Origin of the sequence: Pseudomonas sp. B21-028 (genome assembly GCF_024749045.1) — a bacterium.
Taxonomy (GTDB): domain Bacteria; phylum Pseudomonadota; class Gammaproteobacteria; order Pseudomonadales; family Pseudomonadaceae; genus Aquipseudomonas.
Genome location: NZ_CP087184.1, coordinates 4,575,567 through 4,598,215 on the forward strand (window position 1 = coordinate 4,575,567; position 22,649 = coordinate 4,598,215).

A 22,649-nucleotide genomic window follows, 5' to 3' on the forward strand; every position below is an offset into this window, starting at 1 on the left:
TCCAGTCGAAGCTCAGCCCCTCATCTCATGCTTTCAAGCAACAACGGATACAGCGAGGCCACCAGCAACAACGCCATTCCCCAGTTGAACAGACGCAGCCAGCGACGATCACGCAGCAGGTTGCGCAACAGGCTGCCGCAGACCACCCACAGGCTGACACTGGGCAGGTTGATCAGGGCGAACACGGCCGCGATCACCACCACATTGAAAAAGTAGCCTTGAAGCGGCGTGTAGGTGCTGATGGCTCCGATGGCCATGATCCAGGCCTTGGGATTGACCCATTGAAATGCCGCGGCGCCCCAGTAGCTGATCGGCGTGCGCTTACCTGACTCGCTCTCGGAAACCGGGCCGGAGTGGGCAATTTTCCATGCCAGATACAACAGGTACGCCGCGCCAACGTAGCGCAGTACGGTGTAAAGCAGCGGATACGCCTGGAACACCGCGCCCAGGCCAAAGCCCACCGCCAGCACCAGGACAAAGAAACCACAGCTGATGCCCAGCATGTGGGGGATGGTGCGGTTGAAGCCGAAATTCACGCCCGAAGCCAGCAACATGGTGTTGTTGGGGCCCGGTGTGATCGAGGTGACAAGAGCAAACAGGGCGAAGCCCAGCAGCAGGTCCAGCGAAAGGGTCATGGCGGTCAGTCCGTCGTGTGGTCAGGTGATGACCCTACTCTTGGTCCTGTCGCAAACCCATGGACAGTTGGGTAAAACTTCTGGCGGTACAGTCTCTCAGCTTGGCTTTCCAGACAACTGCACCGGCTGTCCGGCGCTCATTTCACCGCGATCGTCGAAACCACTGTTTTTCTGCGATGGACCGAGCAACTCGGCTTTTTTCGCGTGATATTCATCGAACGACAGGCCCCGGCGATTCAAGGCTTCAAGGGCCAGTTCGCGGGTTTCTTCGGCGGTGTAGGGGCGCAGTTCAGGCGACGAGGCGGCACAACCGCTCAATACGGTGGCGACCAACAGCAGCGAAACGGCAAGGATACGATTCATGACGAGTGTCCGGTGTCGTGGGGCGATGAACAAAGGCTACCCGCCGGCCCCGCACGGCAGAAATCAACCCTCTTGATAGTGGGTATCGCCCCTCCGGATCCCTCATTACCCTCAACCAACCAGCTGACACTGCAGCGCATTATCCGGGCTGCGTTCGATGCTGTGGACCATCTGGAACGAGCCAAACGTCACGGCTTTGGCCCGGTGGGCCTGGATCAGCCACCAGAAATCCTGCTCACCGCTTTCAAACCGTCGAAACGCCACCTCACCCGCTTCGCGGGTTTGCCACTGCAAATAGTTGAGTACGCGCCTGCCGTCCTCGCTGACCTGGATGCTGGCACTCAGGAAGCCCTGATGCTCCCGCGCCAGGCGCTCGGTCTGCTCCGACAGGGCGGTGATCAGCGCCTGTTGCCAGTGAGGCTCGATGTCGAATTCGATCAGTTGGGTGAAGCTGCGATTGTTCCTTGATGAGTGCATGAAAGGTCCTCGACAAACGTAAGAATCTTGCGATCCGAAGGCGTGCAGCGTAAAACCTCCACTTAAGTCAAGGTCAAGCAATGAATCCGCTATGGCACAGATAGACATCCACAAGGAACTCACCGTTGGCCAGGTGGCCGCCCGTAGCGGCGTGGCCGTCACCGCCCTGCACTTCTATGAAACCAAGGGCCTGATCAAAAGCACCCGCAACCAGGGCAACCAACGCCGCTATCCCCGAGGGGTGTTGCGGCGCGTGGCGCTGATCAAGGTTGCCCAGCGCCTGGGGATTCCCTTGGCGGAGATCGGCGAAGCATTGAAGACCCTGCCGGACGATCGCGCCCCAACGGCTGCCGATTGGCAGGTTCTGTCGGTGCAATGGAGCCAGGACCTGGATAGACGCATCAACCAATTGATGGCGTTGCGCGACCGGCTGAACGGTTGTATCGGCTGCGGTTGCCTGTCGATGGAGGCTTGCCCGCTGCGTAACCAGGGCGATGTGCTGGGCGAGCGCGGGCCGGGTGCACATCTGCTGGACGAGTCGTAAGGCGTTCGTCGGGACGTGGGTCGACTCGAAATCACTGGCCTATAGTGAATGGGCGCAAATCGACGAAGCCTCTCTTCGCCCGATACAAAAAAGGAGAAACGTCATGGGCGTCAAAGCCATTCCCGAAGGTTTCCACAGCATTACGCCCTACCTGGGCATTCATAAAGCCGCCGAAGCCATCGAGTTCTACAAAAAAGCCTTCAATGCTACTGAAGTCATGCGCCTGGCAATGCCCGACGGTGGCATCGGTCATGCCGAACTGCGGATCGGCGGCAGCCCGATCATGCTCGGCACGCCGTGCGATCAAGGCCCGCTGCGCAATCCGGACCAATCGCCGTCGGTGGGCCTGCACTTATATGTCGAGGATGTGGACCGCATGTTCGCCCAGGCGATCGCCGCCGGAGGCACGGTGATCGCCGAGGTCAAGGATCAGTTCTATGGCGATCGTTCCGGCAGCTTGAAGGATCCCTATGGGCATGTGTGGTTCCTGGCCACCCACAAGGAAGATCTGACTCAGGAGCAGATCGAGCAACGGGCCAGGGAGATGTTTCAACAGGGCTGAACCGGGCCGGTCAGTCAAACCGCAACCTTGCGGGAGCGAGCCTGCTCGCGATAGCGGTGTGTCAGCCAACAATGATGTTGCTGACCCGACGCTATCGCGAGCAGGCTCGCTCCCACAATGATCAGCGGTGATTTCACCCAGATCCTTTGTAGTGAATCAGAACGTGTCTGCCGGTACCCGCACGAACCCTTCCATCAACACCCGCGCGCTGCGACTCATGATGGCTTTGGTCACCGTCCATTCGCCGTTGGCCTGGCTGGCCTCGGCGCCGACGCGCAAGGTGCCGGACGGGTGGCCGAAGCGCACGGCGTTGCGCTCGATACCGCCGGCAGCCTGGTTCACCAGGGTGCCGGAAATGGCGGCAGCGGTGCCGATGGAGACGGCGGCGGTGCCCATCATGGCGTGGTGCAGCTTGCCCATGGACAGCGCCCGCACCAGCAAGTCGACGTCACCCGCCGCTACGGCTTTTCCACTCGATGAAACGTACTCCGCCGGCGGCGCGACAAACGCCACTTTCGGCGTGTGCTGGCGCTGGGCGGCTTCGTCCAGTTGCTTGATCAGCCCCATGCGCAGGGCACCGTGGGCGCGGATGGTTTCAAACATCGCCAAGGCCTTTGGATCACCGTTGATGGCGCCCTGCAGCTCAGTGCCGGTATAACCGACGTCTCGGGCATTGATGAAAATCGTCGGGATCCCGGCATTGATCAGGGTTGCCTTGAGCGTACCGACGCCAGGCACTTCCAGGTCGTCCACCAGGTTGCCGGTGGGAAACATCGAACCGCCCCCGCCTTCTTCCTCGGCGGCCGGGGCCATGAATTCCAGTTGCACTTCTGCCGCCGGGAAAGTCACCCCGTCGAGTTCAAAATCACCGGTTTCCTGCACCGCGCCATCGGTCATCGGCACGTGGGCAATGATGGTCTTGCCGATGTTGGCCTGCCAGATCCGCACCACGGCCACGCCGTTTTGCGGAATGCGGCTGGGCTCCACCAGGCCACTGCTGATGGCAAACGATCCCACCGCCGCCGACAGGTTGCCGCAGTTGCCGCTCCAGTCCACGAACGGCTTGTCGATGGAGACCTGGCCGAACAGGTAATCGACGTCGTGGTCGGCCTGGTCGCTCTTGGACAGGATCACCGTCTTGCTGGTGCTGGACGTCGCCCCGCCCATGCCGTCGATCTGTTTCTCATACGGGTCGGGGCTGCCGATGACCCGCAGCAGCAAGGCATCGCGCGCCGCGCCTGGGACACGGGCGGCTTCGGGCAGGTCCGTCAATTTGAAGAACACGCCCTTGCTGGTGCCCCCGCGCATGTAGGTGGCGGGGATTTTGATCTGTGGTGAAAAGCGTGGTGCATGAGCCATGAAGCACCTACTCCCTATCGTGAGATTTAAACGGCGACCGCCGATTCAAGAAAGTCCTGGGCAAAGCGCTGCAACACGCCACCCGCTTCATAGATCGACACCTCTTCAGCCGTATCGAGACGGCAGGTCACCGGCACTTCAACGCGCTCACCGTTCTTGCGGGTGATGACCAACGTCAACGTCGCACGTGGGGTGCGCTCGCCAATTACGTCATAGATCTCGCTGCCATCGATGCCCAGGGTCTTGCGATCAGTGCCGGGTTTGAACTCCAGCGGCAGCACGCCCATGCCCACCAGGTTGGTGCGATGGATGCGCTCGAAGCCTTCGGCGGCAATCGCCTCGACTCCGGCCAGGCGCACACCCTTGGCCGCCCAGTCCCGGGACGAACCCTGGCCGTAGTCGGCACCGGCGATGATGATCAGCGGCTGCTTGCGTTCCATGTAGGTTTCGATGGCTTCCCACATGCGCATGACTTTGCCTTCAGGCTCGACCCGTGCCAGGGAACCCTGCTTGACCTTGCCGTTTTCCTGGACCATTTCGTTGAACAGTTTCGGGTTGGCGAAGGTGGCGCGCTGGGCGGTCAGATGGTCGCCCCGGTGCGTGGCGTAGGAGTTGAAGTCTTCTTCCGGCAGGCCCATTTTCGCCAGGTATTCGCCAGCGGCGCTGTCCAGCATGATTGCGTTGGACGGTGACAGGTGATCGGTGGTGATGTTGTCCGGCAGCACCGCCAACGGACGCATGCCCTTGAGCGGCCGCGCCCCCGCCAACGCCCCTTCCCAGTACGGCGGACGACGGATGTAGGTGCTTTGCGGACGCCAGTCGTACAACGGCGTGACTTTCGGCCCGGTGTCTTCCTGGATGGCGAACATCGGGATGTACACCTGGCGGAACTGTTCCGGCTTCACCGAAGCCTTGACCACCGCTTCGATTTCCTCGTCACTCGGCCAGATGTCCTTGAGACGGATTTCCCGACCGTCCACCACGCCCAGCACATCCTTCTCGATGTCGAAACGGATGGTCCCGGCGATGGCGTAGGCCACCACCAATGGCGGTGATGCGAGGAACGCCTGCTTGGCGTATGGATGGATACGTCCATCGAAGTTGCGGTTACCCGACAGCACGGCGGTGGCGTACAGGTCGCGGTCGATGATTTCCTGCTGGATCGCCGGGTCCAGCGCGCCAGACATGCCATTGCAAGTGGTGCAGGCGAAGGCCACCACGCCGAAGCCCAATTGCTCCAGCTCCTTGGTCAGGCCGGCCTCATCCAGATACAGCGCCACGGTTTTCGAACCCGGTGCCAGGGACGACTTGACCCACGGCTTGCGGGCCAGCCCCAGGCGATTGGCATTACGCGCCAGGAGGCCTGCGGCAATGACGTTGCGCGGGTTGCTGGTGTTGGTGCAACTGGTGATAGCGGCGATGATCACCGCGCCGTCGGGCATCTGCCCTGGCACGTCGGTCCATTGCCCGGCGATGCCGTTGGCCGCCAGATCGGCGGTCGCGACGCGGGCATGAGGGTTGCTCGGCCCGGCCATGTTGCGCACCACCGAGGACAGGTCGAAACTCAGGCCGCGCTCGTATTGCGCGCCCTTGAGGCTGTCGGCCCACAGGCCCACTTGCCGGGCATAGGTTTCCACCAATTGCACCTGCGCGTCTTCGCGACCGGTGAGCTTCAGGTAGTCGATGGTCTGCTGGTCGATGTAGAACATCGCCGCCGTGGCGCCGTATTCCGGGGCCATGTTGGAGATGGTGGCGCGGTCGCCCAGGGTCAGCGCCTGGGCGCCTTCACCGAAAAACTCCAGCCAGGCGCCAACGACCTTTTGCTTGCGCAGGAACTCGGTCAGCGCCAGCACCATGTCGGTGGCGGTGATGCCCGGTTGCAACTTGCCGGTCAGCTCGACGCCGACGATTTCCGGCAGGCGCATCCACGATGCGCGACCGAGCATGACGCTCTCGGCTTCCAGCCCACCGACGCCGATGGCGATCACACCCAAGGCGTCGACATGAGGCGTATGGCTGTCGGTGCCCACGCAGGTGTCGGGGAAGGCGACGCCGTCCCGTTGCTGGATCACCGGGGACATCTTTTCCAGGTTGATCTGGTGCATGATCCCGTTGCCCGGCGGAATCACGTCAACGTTCTTGAAGGCCTTTTTGGTCCAGTTGATGAAGTGGAAGCGGTCTTCGTTGCGGCGGTCTTCAATCGCACGATTCTTGGCAAATGCCTGGGGGTCGGAGCCGGCGCTTTCCACTGCCAGGGAGTGGTCGACGATCAGTTGGGTCGGCACCACCGGGTTGACTTGCGCCGGGTCGCCACCTTGTTGGGCGATGGCGTCGCGCAGACCGGCCAGGTCCACCAGGGCGGTCTGGCCGAGAATGTCATGGCACACCACTCGAGCCGGGAACCATGGGAAGTCCAGGTCGCGCTTGCGCTCGATCAGTTGCAGCAGCGACTCGCGCAAGGTGGCCGGGTCGCAGCGACGCACCAGGTTTTCCGCCAGCACGCGCGAAGTGTACGGCAGGCCGTCGTAGGCGCCGGGGCGGATGGCATCCACGGCACCGCGAACGTCGAAATAATCCAGCGAAGTGCCGGACAGCGGTTTGCGAAATTCTGTGTTCATCGTCAGGACTCGGTCACGGTGGGTTCAGGAGGGGCTGGCGCAGCATTGAAGTGAACCTGTTCCCCTGTGGGAGCGAGCCTGCTCGCGATTGTGGTGGGTCAGCCAACAATGATGTCGCTGACCCGACGTATCGCGAGCAGGCTCGCTCCCACAGGGTTCCGGGTTTCTCCAGTACCGGCGGTTAAACCCTCCGGGCTCAGCGTTGTTCGATTGGCACGAACTTGCGCTGTTCGACGCCGGTGTATTCGGCGCTCGGGCGGATGATGCGGTTGTTGGCGCGTTGTTCGAACACGTGGGCGGCCCAGCCGGTCAGGCGCGAGCAGACAAAGATCGGCGTGAACAGCTTGGTCGGGATGCCCATGAAGTGGTACGCCGAGGCATGGTAGAAATCGGCGTTGGGGAACAGCTTCTTCTGCTCCCACATGGTCTTGTCGATGGCTTCGGAAACCGGGAACAGCACGGTGTCGCCCACTTCATCGGCGAGTTTTTTCGACCAACCCTTGATCACCTCGTTGCGCGGATCGTTGTCCTTATAGATCGCGTGGCCGAAGCCCATGATCTTGTCCTTGCGCTCCAGCATCGCCAGGGTGCCCTTGATTGCCGCTTCCGGCGAGTCGAAGCGCTCGATCATTTCCATGGCCGCTTCGTTGGCGCCGCCATGCAACGGGCCACGCAGCGAGCCAATCGCCGCGGTGATGCAGGAAAACAGGTCCGACAGGGTCGAGGCGCAGACGCGGGCGGTGAAGGTCGAAGCATTGAATTCATGCTCGGCGTAGAGGATCAGCGACACGTTCATCACCTTGACGTGCAGCTCGCTCGGTTTCTTGCCGTGCAGCAGGTGCAGGAAATGGCCACCGATGGACGCTTCGTCGGTCACGCATTCGATGCGTTGGCCCTGGTGGCTAAAGCGATACCAGTAGCACATGATCGCCGGGAATGCAGCCAGCAGGCGGTCGGTCTTGTCGTGCTGTTCGGAAAAGCTTGCCTCGGGTTCCAGATTGCCGAGAAACGAGCAACCGGTGCGCATCACGTCCATCGGATGGGCGTCGGCGGGAATGCGCTCCAGTACTTCCTTCAGAGCCTGGGGCAGATCGCGCAATTGACGCAGTTTGCCGATGTAAGCCTCCAACTGCGCCTGGGTCGGCAGTTCGCCGTACAGCAACAGGTAAGCCACTTCTTCGAATTGCGCATCCGCCGCCAGGTCGCGAACGTCATAGCCACGGTAGGTCAGGCCGGCACCGGACTGGCCCACGGTGGACAAGGCGGTTTGGCCGGCTACCTGGCCACGGAGCCCGGCACCACTGAGTACTTTTGCTTCGGCCATTTGCTATCTCCAGTTCTTGAATTTGTAGGGAATCGGCACGTTGCAGGGCTTCGCCCGTTACTTTTTCGCAGCGAACAACGCATCGAGCTTTTGCTCGAAGGTGTGGTAGTCGATGCGATCGTAGAGCTCCATGCGGGTCTGCATGGTGTCGATGACATTCTGTTGCGTGCCGTCGCGACGGATCGCGGTGTAGACGTTCTCGGCAGCCTTGTTCATCGCGCGGAACGCCGACAACGGGTACAGCACCAGGGACACGTCGGCACCGGCCAGCTGTTCGGTGGTGTAGAGCGGCGTCGCGCCGAACTCGGTAATGTTAGCCAGGATCGGCGCCTTCACGCGGCTGGCGAACAGCTTGTACATCTCCAGTTCGGTAATCGCTTCGGGGAAGATCATGTCGGCACCGGCCTCGATGCACGCGGCCGCACGGTCCAACGCGGACTCCAGGCCTTCCACCGCCAGGGCATCGGTGCGGGCCATGATCACGAAGCTGTCGTCGGTGCGGGCATCGACGGCCGCCTTGATGCGGTCGACCATTTCCTGCTGCGAAACGATTTCCTTGTTCGGCCGATGGCCGCAGCGCTTGGCGCCGACCTGGTCTTCGATGTGGATCGCCGCCGCGCCGAACTTGCTCATCGACTTGACGGTGCGGGCCACGTTGAACGCCGAGGAACCGAAACCGGTGTCCACGTCCACCAGCAACGGCAGGTCGCACACGTCGGTGATCCGCCGCACATCGGTCAGCACATCATCCAGGCCGGTGATGCCCAGGTCCGGCACGCCGAGGGAACCGGCCGCCACGCCACCGCCCGACAGGTAGATCGCCTTGAAGCCGGCGCGCTTGGCCAGCAGCGCATGGTTGGCGTTGATCGTGCCAACCACCTGCAACGGGTGCTCGGTGGCGACCGCGTCGCGGAATCGCTGGCCTGGCGTGCTCTTGCTGGAACTCATGACTCACCTCGTTCAGTGGCGGCGCTGTCTTGGAAATGACGCGCGATGTTGCGTTTGGAAGCGTCGATGTGCCGGCGCATCAATAATTCAGCCAGTTCGCCGTCACGGTCGGCGATGGCATCGAGAATCCGGTGGTGCTCGGCAAAGGCCTGGCGCGGACGGTTGGGCGTGGTGGAAAACTGGATGCGGTACATGCGCACCAGTTGATACAACTCGCCGCAGAGCATTTGCGTCAGGGTGCGGTTGCCGCTGCCCTGGATGATCCGATAGTGAAAGTCGAAATCGCCTTCCTGTTGGTAATAGCCGACACCGGCCTGAAATGCCGCGTCGCGCTCGTGGGTTTCCAGGACCTGGCGCAGTTCGTCGATTTCCGCCAGGGTCATGCGCTCGGCCGCCAGGCGGCAGGCCATGCCTTCCAGGGACTCGCGGATTTCGTAGAGTTCCAGCAACTCGGCATGGCTCAGGGACACCACCCGGGCACCGACATGCGGCACCCGCACCAGCAGGCGCTGGCCTTCCAGGCGATGGATCGCTTCGCGCAGTGGACCCCGGCTGATGCCGTAGGTACGGGCCAGCTCGGGCTCGGAGATCTTGCTGCCGGGGGCAATCTCACCCTTGACGATGGCGGCCTGGATACGCCGGAAGACGTTTTCGGAAAGGGTTTCCGAATCATCCTGGGCCAGCACCGGCGTTTCGAGCTGATCGAGCATATTGTCGACACCTTGAGAATCAATACGGCAAAAACTACCCAATCAAAGCGAATACGTCAAAACAAAAAACCACATTGTCGACAATCGTCTAATAACCCCCTCCACCATAACTGTCTCTTCATTGGGTCCGCCGGATCCGGTCGGCGGTGGCGTCAGAAAACCACCGTGCTAGAATGCCGCGCTGTTTGCCGCTCTCCTGCTCTTATTAATAGAGAGAGAAGGCTACCGAAGGAGCTTGTGCAGTAATGCCAGGGCCTGAACCGATAAACGGAACGCCGTGCACCAGGATCTATGACATTCAAGCCCTTATCCGCTGTCCTCTGCTTCATGTGCCTGCCGGGGCTCGCCGCGGCAGGTGAAAAGACCGTGTACGGCCTCAACGAATATGCAGCGCTGCAGGGCATCGACCTGGAGGTTGCCGCCAAGCTGGACACCGGCGCCAAGACCGCCTCCCTCAGTGCCCGCGACATCAAGCGCTTCAAACGCAATGGCGAATCCTGGGTGCGTTTCTACCTCGCCATCGACGCGGCCCATTCGCACCCCATCGAACGCCCGCTGGCCCGGGTCAGCAAGATCAAACGCCGCGCCGGTGATTACGACCCGGAAGAAGGCAAGAAATACACGGCCCGGCCGGTCATCGAACTGGATATCTGCATGGGCTCGGCCCTGCGCGGCATCGAAGTGAACCTGACCGACCGCAGCGCCTTCCAATACCCGTTGCTGATCGGTTCCGAGGCACTCAAACGCTTCGACGCACTGGTCGACCCCAGTCTCAAATACGCTGCCGGCAAACCCGCCTGCACCAATGCCGCTCTTACCGCAGAGTAATTTCCAATGCGCTCCCTTACCCTCCATTTGAAAATGCTGATCGCCATCCTGGTGGTGCTGGGCCTGTCGGTGACGGCCTATCAGATTTTCGTGCTCGGCATCCCGGTGACCGAAGACGCCACGGACGACCTGTGGAACATCGACGCCAAGGTCGAGTTCGTACCCAACGCCAAGGACCCGGTGAAGATCCAGATGTTCGTGCCGCCCCTGAGCCGCGACTACGTCAGCCTCAACGAGAGTTTCATTTCCAACAATTACGGCGTAGCGGTGAACCGGATCGACGGCAACCGCAAAGTGACGTGGTCGGCCCGCCGGGCCAAAGGCAGCCAGACCCTCTACTACCGCCTGGTGCTGACCAAGCGCTACAGCGCCGAAAAAACCAAGGTCAAGGGGCCCACCTTCCGCGACAGCATCGCCATTGAAGGCCCGGAGAAGATCGCCGCCGAAGCCCTGCTCGCGCCGATCCGCCAGCACTCGGCCGACGTCGAGACCTTCATCAGCGAAGCCATCAAGCGGGTCAACAACCTCAACGACGACAACGTCAAGCTGCTGCTGGCTGGCGACCCGTCCTCGAGCAACAAGGCCAGAATCGTCGAGCTGGTGCTGTCCATCGCCCATGTACCGGTGGAAAAGGTCCACACCATCCGCCTGGCGGCCGAACAGCCGCAAACGCCGGAACTGTGGCTGCGCAGCTTCAACGGTAACGATTGGCTGTATTTCAACCCGGACACCGGCGAACAGGGCCTGCCCACCGACCGCCTGCTGTGGTGGACCGGTGATGAGAACCTGATCACCGTCGATGGCGGCAAGAAAGCCACCGTCACCTTCAGCATGAACAACAGCGAGATGAACGCCATTCGCCTGGCCAAGCTGACGGACGAGAACACCGACGCCAACTTCCTCGAATATTCGCTCTACGGCCTGCCGCTGCAAACCCAGCAGACGTTCATGATCATGGTGATGATCCCCATCGGCGTGCTGGTGATCCTGGTGCTGCGCAACCTGATCGGCCTGCAGACCCTGGGGACCTTTACTCCGGTGCTGATTGCCCTGGCTTTCCGCGAGACTCAGCTGGGCTTCGGGATTGTCCTGTTCACGGTGATCACGGCCCTGGGCCTGTCACTGCGCTCTTACTTGGAACACCTCAAGTTGCAGATGCTGCCAAGGCTTTCGGTGGTGCTGACGTTCGTGGTGGTGCTGATCGCCGCCATCAGCCTGTTCAGCCATAAGCTGGGTCTGGAGCGCGGCCTGTCGGTGGCGCTGTTTCCGATGGTGATCCTGACCATGACCATTGAACGCCTGTCCATCACCTGGGAAGAGCGCGGCGGCGGCCATGCCATGAAGGTCGCCATCGGCACCCTGTTCGCCGCAGCCCTGGCACACCTGATCATGAGCGTGCCGGAGCTGGTGTACTTCGTCTTCACCTTCCCGGCGATCCTGCTGATCCTGGTGGGCTTCATGCTGGCCATGGGTCGCTATCGCGGCTACCGCCTGACCGAGCTGGTGCGGTTCAAGGCCTTTCTCAAGGCTGACTCGTAATGTTCGGTTTCTGGAAAACCTGGAAGGCCCTGGAAGCCCGGGGCATCATGGGCATCAACCGACGCAATGCCGACTACGTGCTCAAGTACAACAAACGCAGCCTGTACCCCATTGTCGATGACAAGATCATCACCAAGGAACGGGCCATCGCCGCCGGCATCCACGTACCGGAACTGTACGGGATCATTTCCACCGAGAAGGAAATCGATAAGCTCGACGGAATTATCGGCGGGCGCACCGACTTCGTGATCAAGCCGGCCCAGGGTGCTGGCGGCGACGGCATCGTCGTGATCGCCGACCGCTTCGAAGGCCGCTATCGCACCGTGTCTGGCAAGATCATCAGCCACGAGGAAATCGAGCACCATATTTCCAGCATCCTCACCGGCCTGTACTCCTTGGGCGGACACCGGGACCGGGCGCTGATCGAATACCGCGTGGTGCCGGACCAGATCTTCAAGAGCATCAGTTATGAAGGCGTGCCGGACATCCGCATCATCGTGCTGATGGGCTATCCGGTGATGGCCATGCTCCGCCTGCCAACCCGCCAGTCCGGTGGCAAGGCCAACCTGCACCAAGGCGCCATCGGTGTGGGCGTGGACCTTGCCACCGGCCTGACGCTGCGCGGCACCTGGCTGAACAACATCATCGCCAAACACCCCGACACCACCAACGCGGTAGACGGTGTGCAACTGCCCTACTGGGACGGTTTCATGAAGCTGGCCGCCGGCTGCCATGAGCTGTGCGGGCTGGGCTACATCGGCGTGGACATGGTGCTGGATCAGGAAAAAGGTCCGCTGATCCTGGAATTGAACGCCCGGCCGGGGCTGAACATCCAAATCGCCAACGACTGCGGCCTGACCCTGCGCACCCACGCCGTGGAAGCGCACCTGGAGCAGCTAAAAGCCCGGGGCGTCGTTGAAACCGTGGAAGAGCGGGTGGCATTTGCCCAGGAGTTGTTTGGGCATATTCCTCCGGTCGAGGGCTAAGCACTTAAGCGGCTTAATAGAAAACCTGTGGCAAGGGGATTTATCCCCGCTGGGTTGCGAAGCAGCCCCAACAAAGTTAACTCAATCTGTCTGATACACCGAAGTGTCAGAATTTGGGGTTGCTTCGCAACCCAGCGGGGATAAATCCCCTCGCCACAAGGCCGTTCAGATTCTGGAGCTGAACGCCCGGCCTGAGCCTGCTCACCCACGCCGTGGAAGCACACCTGGAGCAGCTAAAAGCCCGGGGCATGGTTGAAACCATGGAAGAGCGGGTGACGTTTGCCCAGGAGTTGTTTGGGCATATTCCACCGGTCGAGGGCTAAGCACTTAAGCGACTTAATAGAAAACCTGTGGCGAGGGATTTATCCCCGCTGGGTTGCGAAGCAGCCCCAACAAAGTTAACTCAATCTGTCTGATACACCGAGGTGTCAGAGTTTGGGGTTGCTTCGCAACCCAGCGGGGATAAATCCCCTCGCCACAAGGTCGTTCAGATTCTGGAGCTGAACGCCCGGCCTGAGCCTGCTCACCCACGCCGTGGAAGCACACCTGGAGCAGCTAAAAGCCCGGGGCATGGTTGAAACCATGGAAGAGCGGGTGGCGTTTGCCCAGGAGTTGTTTGGGCATATTCCTCCGGTCGAGGGCTAAGCACTTAAGCGGTTTAATAGAAAACCTGTGGCGAGGGGATTTATCCCCGCTGGGTTGCGAAGCAGCCCCAACAAAGTTAACTCAATCTGTCTGATACACCGAAGTGTCAGGATTTTGGGTTGCTTCGCAACCCAGCGGGGATAAATCCCCTCGCCACAATGTCGTTCAGACTCTGGAGCTGAACGCCCGGCCTGAGCCTGCTCACCCACGCCGTGGAAGCACACCTGGAGCAGCTAAAAGCCCGGGGCGTCGTTGAAACCGTGGAAGAGCGGGTGGCGTTTGCCCAGGAGTTGTTTGGGCATATTCCTCCGGTCGAGGGCTAAGCACTTAAGCGGTTTAATAGAAAACCTGTGGCGAGGGGATTTATCCCCGCTGGGTTGCGAAGCAGCCCCAACAAAGTTAACTCAATCTGTCTGATACACCGAAGTGTCAGGGTTTGGGGTTGCTTCGCAACCCAGCGGGGATAAATCCCCTCGCCACAAGGGCTCATACTGCAGGTAGCTCAGAACCCCGGACTTGCTCATCTCCGACATCCCTCTAGGAGCAAATCCTACACAGGGATTACAATCGCCCCCCCGCCTCAATGGCTGATCTGCCCCGCCCATGCCGACCTGTTCCGTACACCCATTACCCTACCGCGCCAACCCCGCCGAGTATTTCGCGGCGATTCGTCATGCCCCGGGAAGCGTGCTGCTCGACAGCGGCCGGCCCACTGCGGAACGTGGGCGTTATGATTTGCTCAGTGCTTGGCCGCTGGAACAACTGGCGGTGCTGCCGGAAGAGAGCGGTACCGATTTCCTGCAACGTTTGCGCACTCAACTGACGCAACTGGGGCACGCCGTGCTACCGCCCCCCCTGCAATTGCCCTTCGCCGGCGGCCTGATCGGCTACCTGAGTTATGACTTCGGCCGACACCTCGAAGCCCTGCCCTCTCACGCCAAAGACGACTTGCAACTGCCCGATGCCGGCTTCGGCGTCTACGACTGGGCGCTGGTCAGCGACCACCAGGCCGGTACCAGCCAACTGGTGTTCCACCCGCATTGCGGCGAAAGCGAACGCCAGCGCCTGATCGCGCTGTTCAGCCAGCCAGCCCCGGCAGCAAAGGCCGGCTTCAGACTTGAAAGCCCGATGGCTCCCGACCTCAACGCCGATGAATATCGGCAGGCCATCGAACGCATCCACGGTTATATCCAGGCCGGTGATTGTTATCAGGTCAACTTTGCCCAGCGCTTCCGAGCGCCCTGCCAGGGGGATGCCTGGGCCGCCTATCAGGCGCTGCGGGCGGCGTGCCCGACGCCGTTTTCCGGCTTCCAGAGCCTGCCCGACGGTGGTGCGGTGCTGAGTCTGTCGCCCGAACGCTTCGTCAAAGTCAGCGACGGCCATGTGGAAACCCGCCCGATCAAGGGCACCCGGCCGCGCAGCACATCGCCCAGCGAAGACGCGGCCCACGCCGCCGAACTGCTGGCCAGCCCCAAGGACCGGGCGGAAAACCTGATGATCGTCGACCTGCTGCGCAACGACCTGGGCCGCACCTGCCGGATCGGTTCGGTGCGCGTGCCGGAGCTGTTCAGTCTGGAAAGCTACCCGAACGTGCATCACCTGGTCAGCAGCGTGACCGGCGAACTGGCCGACGGCAAGGATGCCCTGGACCTGATCGCCGGCAGCTTCCCCGGCGGCTCCATCACCGGCGCCCCGAAGATCCGCGCCATGCAGATCATCGACGAACTCGAACCCACCCGCCGCGGGCTGTATTGCGGCTCGTTGCTGTACCTGGACGTGCGCGGAGAAATGGACAGCTCCATCGCCATCCGCAGCCTGCTGGTCAAGGACGGACAGGTGTGTTGCTGGGGCGGCGGCGGGATTGTCGCGGATTCGGACTGGCAGGCGGAGTATCAGGAGTCGATTACCAAGGTCAAAGTGCTGCTTGATACCCTGCAGAGCCTCTAACCACCACACAACTTTCCCTGTGGGAGCGAGCCTGCTCGCGATAGCGTCGTGTCAGTCAAGATCAATGCAACTGAACCAACGCTATCGCGAGCAGGCTCGCTCTCACAAAGGGATTGTGTTTACAGGCTCAGGTTGCGGTTCGAGGCCTTGAGGAACTCCTGTTTCAATTCGGCAAAGCTGTGCACCGCCGGGAACTGCGGAAATTCCCGGATCACGTTGTCCGGCGCATGGAACAGGATGCCGGCGTCGGCTTCGCCGAGCATGGTGGTGTCGTTGTAGGAATCTCCCGCCGCAATCACCCGGTAGTACAGGCTCTTGAAGGCCAGGACCGACTGCCTCTTGGGATCTTTCTGACGCAGTTGATAGCCCGTCACCCGCCCGCCTTCATCCGTGATCAGACGATGGCAGAGCAAGGTCGGGAAACCCAATTGGCGCATCAGGGGTTGGGAAAACTCGTAGAACGTGTCGGAAAGAATCACCACCTGGAAGCGCTCGCGCAGCCAGTCGACAAACTCGATGGCGCCGTCCAGCGGCTTGAGGGAAGCAATCACCTCCTGTATGTCGGAGAGCTTGAGGCCATGCTCGTCGAGGATGCGCAACCGCTGCTTCATCAGTACGTCGTAATCGGGAATATCCCGAGTGGTTGCCCTGAGGGATTCAATCCCGGTTTTTTCGGCGAAGGCGATCCAGATTTCCGGGACCAGCACCCCTTCCAGGTCGAGACAGGCAATTTCCACAAGACACTCCCATTTTTGGATGTTTATCGGTTGAGCGGAACAAACGGCCTGCCGACTCTAGCCGCAACGCACAGGAACGCGCCAGTCCCGGCCGGTTTTGTTACCATCAGCGTCCTATAGAGCGCGCAGCGCCACCGACCTGTAGGAAACCGCCTGATGAGCCCATCGTTTGACGTCGTGGAACTCGCCACGACTTATGCCAACAAGTCTCCACAAGACATCCTCAAGCTGGCCTTCGCCGAATTCGGCGATGACCTGTGGATATCTTTCAGCGGCGCCGAGGATGTGGTGCTGGTGGACATGGCCTGGAAGCTGAACAAGAACGTCAAGGTGTTCAGCCTCGACACCGGTCGCCTGCACCCGGAAACCTATCGGTTCATCGATCAGGTCCGAGAGCACTATAAGATCGACATCGAACTGATCTCACCGGACCATACGAAACTGGAGCCTTTCGTGAAGGAAAAGGGTCTGTTCAGTTTCTACAAGGACGGCCATGGCGAATGCTGCGGCATCCGCAAGATCGAGCCGCTGCGCCGCAAGCTGTCCGACGTCCGCGCCTGGGCCACCGGCCAGCGCCGCGACCAGAGCCCAGGCACTCGCAGCCAGGTGGCCGTGCTGGAAATCGACACGGCGTTCTCCACGCCGGAGCGCACCCTGTACAAATTCAACCCGCTGTCGCAAATGACCAGCGAGGAAGTCTGGGGTTACATCCGCATGCTGGAGCTGCCCTACAACAGCCTGCATGAGCGCGGCTTCATCAGCATCGGCTGCGAGCCCTGCACCCGCCCGGTACTGCCGAACCAGCATGAACGCGAAGGCCGCTGGTGGTGGGAGGAAGCGACGCAGAAGGAATGCGGCTTGCACGCCGGTAACATCATCAGCAAATCCAAGGCTTGATAACGTAGCCGGACTTTCTGTACACAAAAATGTCACTTCAAGTGGCATTTTTTGTGTGCATTCCTCCATGTAATGCACCGAAAAGTTACACCTTCGCCTTCCTGCTGCCGAGCTTCGCCGTTCCCCTCCCGTTCTAAAGAAAATAAATACCTGTTCGACGGTCAATTTATTAGCACCAAATTTCAGCAAGTTATCGCTGATCGATAACTAATCGAAATCAAGGTCGTCATTATTAGATCTTTGAATGGCACAAATCTGGCTTGAGACGACAAGTGTTTTGTATACAAACCAAATAAAACATACACACACTTTAGATCCGCAAGCCTGAAGCGCCCTATCCCGTACAGGCTGCAGATGCCCCATCACCAATGATGCTTGCCGCGCCGCGACGAAGATTGCCGAGCTCCGCGCTCATGCACAGTCATCGCTGCGCCGAGAATCAGGAGCCTGCCGGAATGCGTACAAGTCTCTCTAACAACATCGCGCTGGATCTACCCTCACCCACCACTGCCTTCGATGATCAAACCATCGCCACCCTGGCCTTGAGTCCGAGGCTGCACAACAAGGACCTGGCGCCGACCAAGGCCGAAGGTCGACGCTGGGGTCGCTACAGCATCTTTGCCCTGTGGACCAACGACGTACACAACATCGCCAACTACTCCTTTGCCATCGGCCTCTATGCACTGGGCCTGGGCGGCTGGCAGATCCTGCTGTCCCTGGGGATCGGCGCGGCCCTGGTGTACGGTTTCATGAACCTGTCCGGCTACATGGGCCAGAAGACCGGGGTGCCGTTCCCGGTCATCAGCCGGATCAGCTTCGGCATCCACGGCGCACAGATTCCCGCATTGATCAGGGCCGTCATCGCCATCGCCTGGTTTGGCATTCAGACCTACCTCGCGTCGGTGGTTTTCCGGGTGTTGCTGACGGCGATTCATCCAGGCTTCGCCGACTACGACCACAACTCGATCCTTGGCCTGTCGAGCCTGGGCTGGGTGTGTTTCGTGTCGATCTGGTTCGTGCAACTGCTGATCCTGGCCTACGGGATGGAAACGGTACGCCGTTACGAAGGCTTCGCCGGGCCGGTGATCCTGGTGACCGTCGCGGCCCTGGCCGGATGGATGTACACCCAGGCCGACGCAACCATTGCCTGGTCGATCCGCGAACCGCTGACCGGCGGCAAGATGTGGCGCAATATCTTCGCCGGCGGCGCGCTGTGGCTGGCGATCTACGGCACGCTGGTGCTCAACTTCTGTGACTTCGCCCGTTCTTCGCCGTGCCGTCGGACCATCATTGTCGGCAACTTCTGGGGGCTGCCGGTGAATATCCTGGTGTTTGCCGCCATTACGGTCCTGCTGTGCGGTGCGCAGTTCCAGATCAACGGACAGATCATCGAGAGCCCGACCCAGGTCATCGCCTCGATCCCCAACACCTTTTTCCTGGTGCTCGGCTGCCTGGCGTTCCTGATCGTCACTGTGGCGGTGAACATCATGGCCAACTTCGTCGCCCCGGCCTTCGTGCTCAGCAACCTGGCGCCCAAGTACTTGAACTTCCGCCGCGCCGGGTTGATCAGCGCCGCCATCGCCGTGCTGATCCTGCCGTGGAACCTCTATAACAGCCCGCTGGTGATCGTGTACTTCCTGTCTGGCCTCGGTGCCCTGCTCGGCCCGCTGTACGGCGTGATCATGGTCGATTACTGGCTGCTGCGAAAAGGCCGCATCAACGTGCCGCAGTTGTACAGCGAGGATCCGAACGGTGCGTATTTCTACAGCAACGGGGTCAACCTGCGGGCCGTGGCGGCATTCATTCCGGCGGCGTTGATCGCGATCGTCCTGGCGCTGGTGCCCGGCTTCGACAGTGTTTCACCGTTCTCCTGGCTGATCGGCGCTTCGATTGCCGGCCTGCTGTACCTGATCATCGCCAAGCGCCAGGCGTATTACGAGGACGTCAGCGGTGAATCCATCGCTGTGGATAACGTCAGCCATTGATCGTTCAAGGCGGCCCGCCGGTCCGGGCCGCCGTTTTTTCTGCGTTAAAGGAACCTGCTCATGCGAATTCTCGTGGTCAACGTCAACACCACCGAATCCATCACCGAGGCCATCGCCCGGCAAGCCCAGGCCGTGGCCGCACCCGGCACCGAAATCGTCGGGCTCACCCCGCATTTCGGTGCCGAATCCGTTGAAGGCAATTTCGAAAGTTACCTGGCCGCCATCGCCGTGATGGATCGGGTGATGTCCTACGACCAGCCGTTCGACGCGGTGATCCAGGCCGGCTACGGCGAGCATGGCCGTGAAGGTCTGCAGGAACTGCTCGACGTCCCGGTGGTGGACATCACCGACGCTGGCGCCAGCACCGCCATGTTCCTCGGCCATGCCTATTCGGTGGTCACCACCCTGGACCGCACCGTGCCGCTGATCGAAGACCGTCTCAAGCTGTCCGGCCTGTACGACCGCTGCGCCTCGGTACGGGCCAGTGGCCTGGCGGTGCTGGAGCTGGAGGAAGACCCGCAGCGGGCGGTCGAAGCCATCGTCCGCCAGGCCGAACTGGCAGTCAGCCAGGACAAGGCCGAAGTCATCTGCCTGGGTTGTGGCGGCATGGCCGGGCTCGATGAACAGATCCGCCAACGCACCGGGGTGCCGGTGGTCGATGGGGTGACGGCGGCGGTGACCATTGCCGAATCCCTGGTGCGGCTGGGGCTGTCGACTTCGAAAGTGCGCACCTATGCGACGCCTCGGCCCAAGACCATCATTGGCTGGCCGGGGCGGTTTGGGCGGTGAGTTCTCAGCTCTGGACCGCGTTGTCCCCATCGCGAGCAGGCTCGCTCCCACACTGGATTTGCGGTGATCAGAAGATTTTCTAACACCACAACCCTGTGGGAGCGAGCCTGCTCGCGATAGGGCCGACACGGTCTGAAGCCAGGCTCAAACCGCACTGAACCGCTCCCCCAACCCCTGCGCGGCGAACTGCTCGATGATGAAATCCACAAACGCCCGGGTCTTGCCCGGCAGCAGCTTGTGCTCGGCGTAATAAATGGAGATGTTGCCGTCGTCGACGTACCAGTCCGGCAGGACCCGTTGTAACGCACCGCTCTGCAGATAGGGCACGGCGAACGGCATACTCACCAGGGCAATCCCCAGCCCTTGGCTTGCGGTGGCGCAGGCGGCTTCCGAATCACTCATGGTCATGCGCGCTTTCAGTGTCAACGGGCTGTGTTGCCGGGTGCGGCTGGTCAGTTGCCATGAGCGGATGCGACCGGTCTGCGGTGAACGGATCAAGATACCCTGGTGCTGCGCCAGGTCTTCCGGCTCGACCACCGGAGCCTGTTGCTGCACATAGGATGGCGCTGCGACCAATACCCGGTGAGCCACCGTCAGCTTGCGCGCGACCACTCCTTGGGGCAGCTCAAACCCACCGCCAATGGCCGCATCGAAACCTTGGCCGATCAAGTCCACCTGACGGTTATCGAAATGCCAGTCCGGATTGATTGCCGGATACCGCCGCAGGAAATCCCCCAACAATGGCACCACATACAATCGACCGAACACGGTGCCCATGCTCACCTTCAGCGTACCTGCCGGTTGTCCACCCGCGCTGGCGAGGTTGGCGACGGCGTTCTGGATGGTATTGAGACTGCCGCTCACTTCACCCAGGAACAATTGGCCCGCTTCAGTCAGTGTCAGGCTACGGGTGCTACGCTGGAACAGCCGCACCCCCAGACGCGCCTCAAGCTTGGCGACGCTTTTACCCACTGCCGCCGGGGTCACGCTCAGGCGTCGTGCGGCTTCGGCAAAGCTGCCGACTTCAGCGCTACGCACAAAGCATTCGATACTGCTGAAAGTCTCCATTGGCGCCACTCTAAACTTTTGGTTGATACAGACTGTAGCAAAGACCGTCTACACAAGCTGGCGTCGCATCCTGATACTCACCCCATCGCCGCGGCATCTCGCCCCGGTACATTTTGGAGAACATCATGAGCACTCAAACACTGAACGGTAAAGTCGCCTTGATCCAGGGCGGTTCCCGCGGCATCGGCGCCGCCATCGTCAAGCGCCTGGCCGCCGAAGGCGCCGCTGTCGCCTTCACCTATGTCAGCTCAACCGCAAAGGCTGAAGAACTGCAGAACAGCATCACGGCAGCGGGCGGCAAGGCCCTGGCGATCAAGGCCGACAGCGCCGACGCCGATGCCATCCGCAACGCCGTCGAAGCGACTGCCGAGGCCTTCGGCGGGCTGGACATCCTGGTCAACAACGCCGGCGTCCTGGCAATGGCACCGCTGGACGAGTTCAAGCTCGAAGACTTCGACCAGACCCTGGCCATCAACGTACGCAGCGTGTTCATCGCCACCCAGGCTGCCGCACGCCACATGAGCGAAGGCGGTCGGGTGATCAATATCGGCAGCACCAACGCCGACCGCATGCCCTTTGCCGGCGGAGCCCCTTATGCCATGAGCAAAGCCGCACTGGTGGGCCTGACCAAAGGCCTGGCCCGTGACCTTGGCCCGCGAGGCATCACGGTCAACAACGTACAGCCAGGCCCGGTCGACACCGACATGAACCCGGCCGACAGCGACTTCGCCTCCAGCCTGATGGCGCTGATGGCTGTCGGGCGCTACGGCAAGGCGGACGAAATCGCCAGCTTCGTCGCCTACCTGGCGGGTCCGGAAGCGGCCTATATCACCGGGGCCAGCCTGACCATCGACGGTGGTTTCGGCGCCTGATCCGGGCATGAAAAAAACGCCGGTCATGGCGTCAACCATGACCGGCGTTTCGTTGTACCGCCGTGGGTTTTCAGGCTCGCTCCAGCTCCGGCAGGCCACAGAGCCCTGGCTGGAACATTTTCAGCGAACGGATGATCCCGTCGGCGTGGGTATATTTTTCGTCGGCCATGGCCGGATCCGGGATGGCGATGGCCGTCATGCCCGCCGCCTTCGCGGCGGTGACGCCGAACGGTGAATCCTCGAACACCAGGCAATCACCAGGATCGACGCCCAGGCGACGGGCCGCGACCAGGAAGATATCCGGTGCCGGTTTTGCCGCGCCCACTTCCGGATCGTCCGCCGTGACGATGAAGTCGAACAGCGCGAACCAGTCCCGGTGCAGGGTGGTTTTCAAGGCGAAGGTATGGCGCGATGAGCTGGTGCCCACCGCGATGGGCACGCCGCTGGCCTTGAGGTGACGCACCAGTTCCTCGGCACCCGGCATCGCCAGGGCATGGGGAAAACGCTCGCGCATCAAGGGCTCGCGGATCACCAGGAATTCCTCCGGGGTGATTGGTAGTTCCAGGGCCTGGACCACATAGCGGGCCAGATCCCCCGCACCCCGGCCGATGATGTTCTGCTTGACGCTCCAGTCAAACGTACGCCCATAACGCTCGGCGATGATAGACGTGACCTCGGTGTAGATGCCCTCGGTGTCCAGCAACAGCCCATCCATGTCGAAAATCACGGCTTTGATCGGGCCAAACTCTTTCAACGGTGCATTCATCGCATCTGATCCGTTATCAACACAACATTCCGGGGACGGCTCAGGCGCGA

The 22,649-nt window shown here is 61.2% G+C and carries 21 protein-coding genes and 3 pseudogenes; 13 read left to right on the plus strand and 11 right to left on the minus strand.

Annotated features, from left to right (window positions below; all coding sequences use genetic code 11):
* Positions 1 to 20 precede the first annotated feature (20 nt).
* The 3 genes from LOY35_RS19495 to LOY35_RS19505 all read right to left on the minus strand — a co-directional run bounded on the left by LOY35_RS19495 (position 21) and on the right by LOY35_RS19505 (position 1,475).
* A complete protein-coding gene (locus LOY35_RS19495; protein WP_055127052.1) occupies positions 21 to 635 on the minus strand; it encodes a LysE family translocator in 615 nt (204 codons plus the stop codon).
* A gap of 96 nt (positions 636 to 731) precedes the next feature.
* A complete protein-coding gene (locus LOY35_RS19500; protein WP_258625786.1) occupies positions 732 to 998 on the minus strand; it encodes a hypothetical protein in 267 nt (88 codons plus the stop codon).
* 111 nt (positions 999 to 1,109) lie between these two features.
* The gene (locus LOY35_RS19505; protein ID WP_258625788.1) at positions 1,110 to 1,475 is read right to left on the minus strand and encodes an antibiotic biosynthesis monooxygenase; all 366 of its coding nucleotides are present in this window, start codon (positions 1,473 to 1,475) and stop codon (positions 1,110 to 1,112) included.
* 91 nt (positions 1,476 to 1,566) lie between these two features.
* Here LOY35_RS19505 and soxR point away from each other — a divergent pair, with 91 nt between their 5' ends.
* Both soxR and LOY35_RS19515 read left to right on the plus strand, forming a co-directional pair.
* Entirely contained in the window at positions 1,567 to 2,019 is a 453-nt protein-coding gene (gene soxR, locus LOY35_RS19510) for a redox-sensitive transcriptional activator SoxR (protein ID WP_258625790.1), read from the plus strand.
* A gap of 103 nt (positions 2,020 to 2,122) precedes the next feature.
* Positions 2,123 to 2,581 carry a VOC family protein gene (locus LOY35_RS19515; RefSeq protein WP_144931419.1) on the plus strand — a complete coding sequence of 153 codons (459 nt, stop codon included), beginning with the start codon at positions 2,123 to 2,125 and terminating at the stop codon, positions 2,579 to 2,581.
* Positions 2,582 to 2,737: 156 nt separating this feature from the next.
* Here the strand turns inward: LOY35_RS19515 and prpF are convergent, their stop codons facing one another.
* The 5 genes from prpF to LOY35_RS19540 form a co-directional block, all read right to left on the minus strand.
* Entirely contained in the window at positions 2,738 to 3,940 is a 1,203-nt protein-coding gene (gene prpF / locus LOY35_RS19520) for a 2-methylaconitate cis-trans isomerase PrpF (RefSeq protein WP_258625793.1), read from the minus strand.
* A gap of 26 nt (positions 3,941 to 3,966) precedes the next feature.
* Complete coding sequence (gene acnD / locus LOY35_RS19525) at positions 3,967 to 6,558, minus strand: Fe/S-dependent 2-methylisocitrate dehydratase AcnD (RefSeq protein WP_258625795.1); 2,592 nt, start codon at positions 6,556 to 6,558, stop codon at positions 3,967 to 3,969.
* 196 nt (positions 6,559 to 6,754) lie between these two features.
* Positions 6,755 to 7,882 carry a 2-methylcitrate synthase gene (gene prpC, locus LOY35_RS19530; protein WP_258625797.1) on the minus strand — a complete coding sequence of 376 codons (1,128 nt, stop codon included), beginning with the start codon at positions 7,880 to 7,882 and terminating at the stop codon, positions 6,755 to 6,757.
* Between the two features lie 57 nt (positions 7,883 to 7,939).
* Positions 7,940 to 8,830, minus strand: coding sequence for a methylisocitrate lyase (prpB, locus tag LOY35_RS19535; RefSeq protein WP_024776829.1), 891 nt, complete (start codon positions 8,828 to 8,830; stop codon positions 7,940 to 7,942).
* Positions 8,827 to 9,540: a GntR family transcriptional regulator gene (locus LOY35_RS19540; RefSeq protein ID WP_258625800.1), complete on the minus strand. Its 714-nt coding sequence runs from the start codon at positions 9,538 to 9,540 to the stop codon at positions 8,827 to 8,829. Before LOY35_RS19540 ends, prpB begins: the two co-directional genes overlap by 4 nt.
* Before the next feature lie 291 nt (positions 9,541 to 9,831).
* Between LOY35_RS19540 and LOY35_RS19545 the strand changes: the two genes are divergently transcribed.
* The 7 genes and pseudogenes from LOY35_RS19545 to pabB all read left to right on the plus strand — a co-directional run bounded on the left by LOY35_RS19545 (position 9,832) and on the right by pabB (position 15,485).
* Positions 9,832 to 10,368 (plus strand): ATP-dependent zinc protease, encoded by a 537-nt coding sequence (locus LOY35_RS19545; protein ID WP_258625802.1) that lies wholly within the window; start codon positions 9,832 to 9,834, stop codon positions 10,366 to 10,368.
* A gap of 6 nt (positions 10,369 to 10,374) precedes the next feature.
* Positions 10,375 to 11,907 (plus strand): inactive transglutaminase family protein, encoded by a 1,533-nt coding sequence (locus tag LOY35_RS19550; protein ID WP_258625804.1) that lies wholly within the window; start codon positions 10,375 to 10,377, stop codon positions 11,905 to 11,907.
* Positions 11,907 to 12,893 (plus strand): alpha-L-glutamate ligase-like protein, encoded by a 987-nt coding sequence (locus LOY35_RS19555; RefSeq protein ID WP_258625806.1) that lies wholly within the window; start codon positions 11,907 to 11,909, stop codon positions 12,891 to 12,893. The genes LOY35_RS19550 and LOY35_RS19555 overlap by 1 nt, the downstream gene beginning before the upstream one ends.
* A 188-nt stretch (positions 12,894 to 13,081) precedes the next feature.
* Positions 13,082 to 13,216 (plus strand): annotated as a pseudogene (locus LOY35_RS19560) (alpha-L-glutamate ligase-like protein); the annotation flags it as partial.
* 187 nt (positions 13,217 to 13,403) lie between these two features.
* A pseudogene (locus LOY35_RS19565) lies at positions 13,404 to 13,538 on the plus strand (alpha-L-glutamate ligase-like protein); the annotation flags it as partial.
* A gap of 188 nt (positions 13,539 to 13,726) precedes the next feature.
* Positions 13,727 to 13,861 (plus strand): annotated as a pseudogene (locus LOY35_RS19570) (alpha-L-glutamate ligase-like protein); the annotation flags it as partial.
* A 280-nt stretch (positions 13,862 to 14,141) separates the two neighbouring features.
* Positions 14,142 to 15,485, plus strand: coding sequence for an aminodeoxychorismate synthase component I (pabB, locus tag LOY35_RS19575; protein WP_258625808.1), 1,344 nt, complete (start codon positions 14,142 to 14,144; stop codon positions 15,483 to 15,485).
* A 119-nt stretch (positions 15,486 to 15,604) separates the two neighbouring features.
* Here the strand turns inward: pabB and thrH are convergent, their stop codons facing one another.
* Positions 15,605 to 16,222 carry a bifunctional phosphoserine phosphatase/homoserine phosphotransferase ThrH gene (thrH, locus tag LOY35_RS19580; RefSeq protein ID WP_258625812.1) on the minus strand — a complete coding sequence of 206 codons (618 nt, stop codon included), beginning with the start codon at positions 16,220 to 16,222 and terminating at the stop codon, positions 15,605 to 15,607.
* 156 nt (positions 16,223 to 16,378) lie between these two features.
* Here thrH and LOY35_RS19585 point away from each other — a divergent pair, with 156 nt between their 5' ends.
* From LOY35_RS19585 to LOY35_RS19595, 3 genes are all read left to right on the plus strand, one after another.
* Positions 16,379 to 17,119: a phosphoadenylyl-sulfate reductase gene (locus tag LOY35_RS19585; RefSeq protein WP_258625815.1), complete on the plus strand. Its 741-nt coding sequence runs from the start codon at positions 16,379 to 16,381 to the stop codon at positions 17,117 to 17,119.
* 455 nt (positions 17,120 to 17,574) lie between these two features.
* A complete protein-coding gene (locus LOY35_RS19590; protein ID WP_258625817.1) occupies positions 17,575 to 19,104 on the plus strand; it encodes an NCS1 family nucleobase:cation symporter-1 in 1,530 nt (509 codons plus the stop codon).
* Between the two features lie 60 nt (positions 19,105 to 19,164).
* A complete protein-coding gene (locus LOY35_RS19595; protein WP_258625819.1) occupies positions 19,165 to 19,893 on the plus strand; it encodes an aspartate/glutamate racemase family protein in 729 nt (242 codons plus the stop codon).
* Between the two features lie 144 nt (positions 19,894 to 20,037).
* On the opposite strand, the gene LOY35_RS19600 is transcribed toward LOY35_RS19595, so the two are convergent.
* Positions 20,038 to 20,961 carry a LysR family transcriptional regulator gene (locus LOY35_RS19600; protein ID WP_258625820.1) on the minus strand — a complete coding sequence of 308 codons (924 nt, stop codon included), beginning with the start codon at positions 20,959 to 20,961 and terminating at the stop codon, positions 20,038 to 20,040.
* Between the two features lie 125 nt (positions 20,962 to 21,086).
* On the opposite strand from LOY35_RS19600, the gene LOY35_RS19605 reads away from it, so the two are divergent.
* Entirely contained in the window at positions 21,087 to 21,833 is a 747-nt protein-coding gene (locus tag LOY35_RS19605) for a 3-oxoacyl-ACP reductase family protein (protein ID WP_258625821.1), read from the plus strand.
* Positions 21,834 to 21,903: 70 nt separating this feature from the next.
* Here the strand turns inward: LOY35_RS19605 and LOY35_RS19610 are convergent, their stop codons facing one another.
* The gene (locus tag LOY35_RS19610; RefSeq protein ID WP_258625823.1) at positions 21,904 to 22,599 is read right to left on the minus strand and encodes an HAD-IA family hydrolase; all 696 of its coding nucleotides are present in this window, start codon (positions 22,597 to 22,599) and stop codon (positions 21,904 to 21,906) included.
* Between the last annotated feature and the right edge of the window lie 50 nt (positions 22,600 to 22,649).

Excerpts from the sequence above, each read along its gene's own strand:
- LOY35_RS19495 (WP_055127052.1), bottom strand. The coding sequence starts at position 635 with ATGACCCTTTCGCTGGACCTGCTGCTGGGCTTCGCCCTGTTTGCTCTT.
- LOY35_RS19500 (WP_258625786.1), bottom strand. The coding sequence starts at position 998 with ATGAATCGTATCCTTGCCGTTTCGCTGCTGTTGGTCGCCACCGTATTG.
- LOY35_RS19505 (WP_258625788.1), bottom strand. The coding sequence starts at position 1,475 with ATGCACTCATCAAGGAACAATCGCAGCTTCACCCAACTGATCGAATTC.
- soxR (WP_258625790.1), top strand. The coding sequence starts at position 1,567 with ATGGCACAGATAGACATCCACAAGGAACTCACCGTTGGCCAGGTGGCC.
- LOY35_RS19515 (WP_144931419.1), top strand. The coding sequence starts at position 2,123 with ATGGGCGTCAAAGCCATTCCCGAAGGTTTCCACAGCATTACGCCCTAC.
- prpF (WP_258625793.1), bottom strand. The coding sequence starts at position 3,940 with ATGGCTCATGCACCACGCTTTTCACCACAGATCAAAATCCCCGCCACC.
- acnD (WP_258625795.1), bottom strand. The coding sequence starts at position 6,558 with ATGAACACAGAATTTCGCAAACCGCTGTCCGGCACTTCGCTGGATTAT.
- prpC (WP_258625797.1), bottom strand. The coding sequence starts at position 7,882 with ATGGCCGAAGCAAAAGTACTCAGTGGTGCCGGGCTCCGTGGCCAGGTA.
- prpB (WP_024776829.1), bottom strand. The coding sequence starts at position 8,830 with ATGAGTTCCAGCAAGAGCACGCCAGGCCAGCGATTCCGCGACGCGGTC.
- LOY35_RS19540 (WP_258625800.1), bottom strand. The coding sequence starts at position 9,540 with ATGCTCGATCAGCTCGAAACGCCGGTGCTGGCCCAGGATGATTCGGAA.
- LOY35_RS19545 (WP_258625802.1), top strand. The coding sequence starts at position 9,832 with ATGACATTCAAGCCCTTATCCGCTGTCCTCTGCTTCATGTGCCTGCCG.
- LOY35_RS19550 (WP_258625804.1), top strand. The coding sequence starts at position 10,375 with ATGCGCTCCCTTACCCTCCATTTGAAAATGCTGATCGCCATCCTGGTG.
- LOY35_RS19555 (WP_258625806.1), top strand. The coding sequence starts at position 11,907 with ATGTTCGGTTTCTGGAAAACCTGGAAGGCCCTGGAAGCCCGGGGCATC.
- pabB (WP_258625808.1), top strand. The coding sequence starts at position 14,142 with ATGCCGACCTGTTCCGTACACCCATTACCCTACCGCGCCAACCCCGCC.
- LOY35_RS19585 (WP_258625815.1), top strand. The coding sequence starts at position 16,379 with ATGAGCCCATCGTTTGACGTCGTGGAACTCGCCACGACTTATGCCAAC.
- LOY35_RS19590 (WP_258625817.1), top strand. The coding sequence starts at position 17,575 with ATGCGTACAAGTCTCTCTAACAACATCGCGCTGGATCTACCCTCACCC.
- LOY35_RS19595 (WP_258625819.1), top strand. The coding sequence starts at position 19,165 with ATGCGAATTCTCGTGGTCAACGTCAACACCACCGAATCCATCACCGAG.
- LOY35_RS19600 (WP_258625820.1), bottom strand. The coding sequence starts at position 20,961 with ATGGAGACTTTCAGCAGTATCGAATGCTTTGTGCGTAGCGCTGAAGTC.
- LOY35_RS19605 (WP_258625821.1), top strand. The coding sequence starts at position 21,087 with ATGAGCACTCAAACACTGAACGGTAAAGTCGCCTTGATCCAGGGCGGT.
- LOY35_RS19610 (WP_258625823.1), bottom strand. The coding sequence starts at position 22,599 with ATGAATGCACCGTTGAAAGAGTTTGGCCCGATCAAAGCCGTGATTTTC.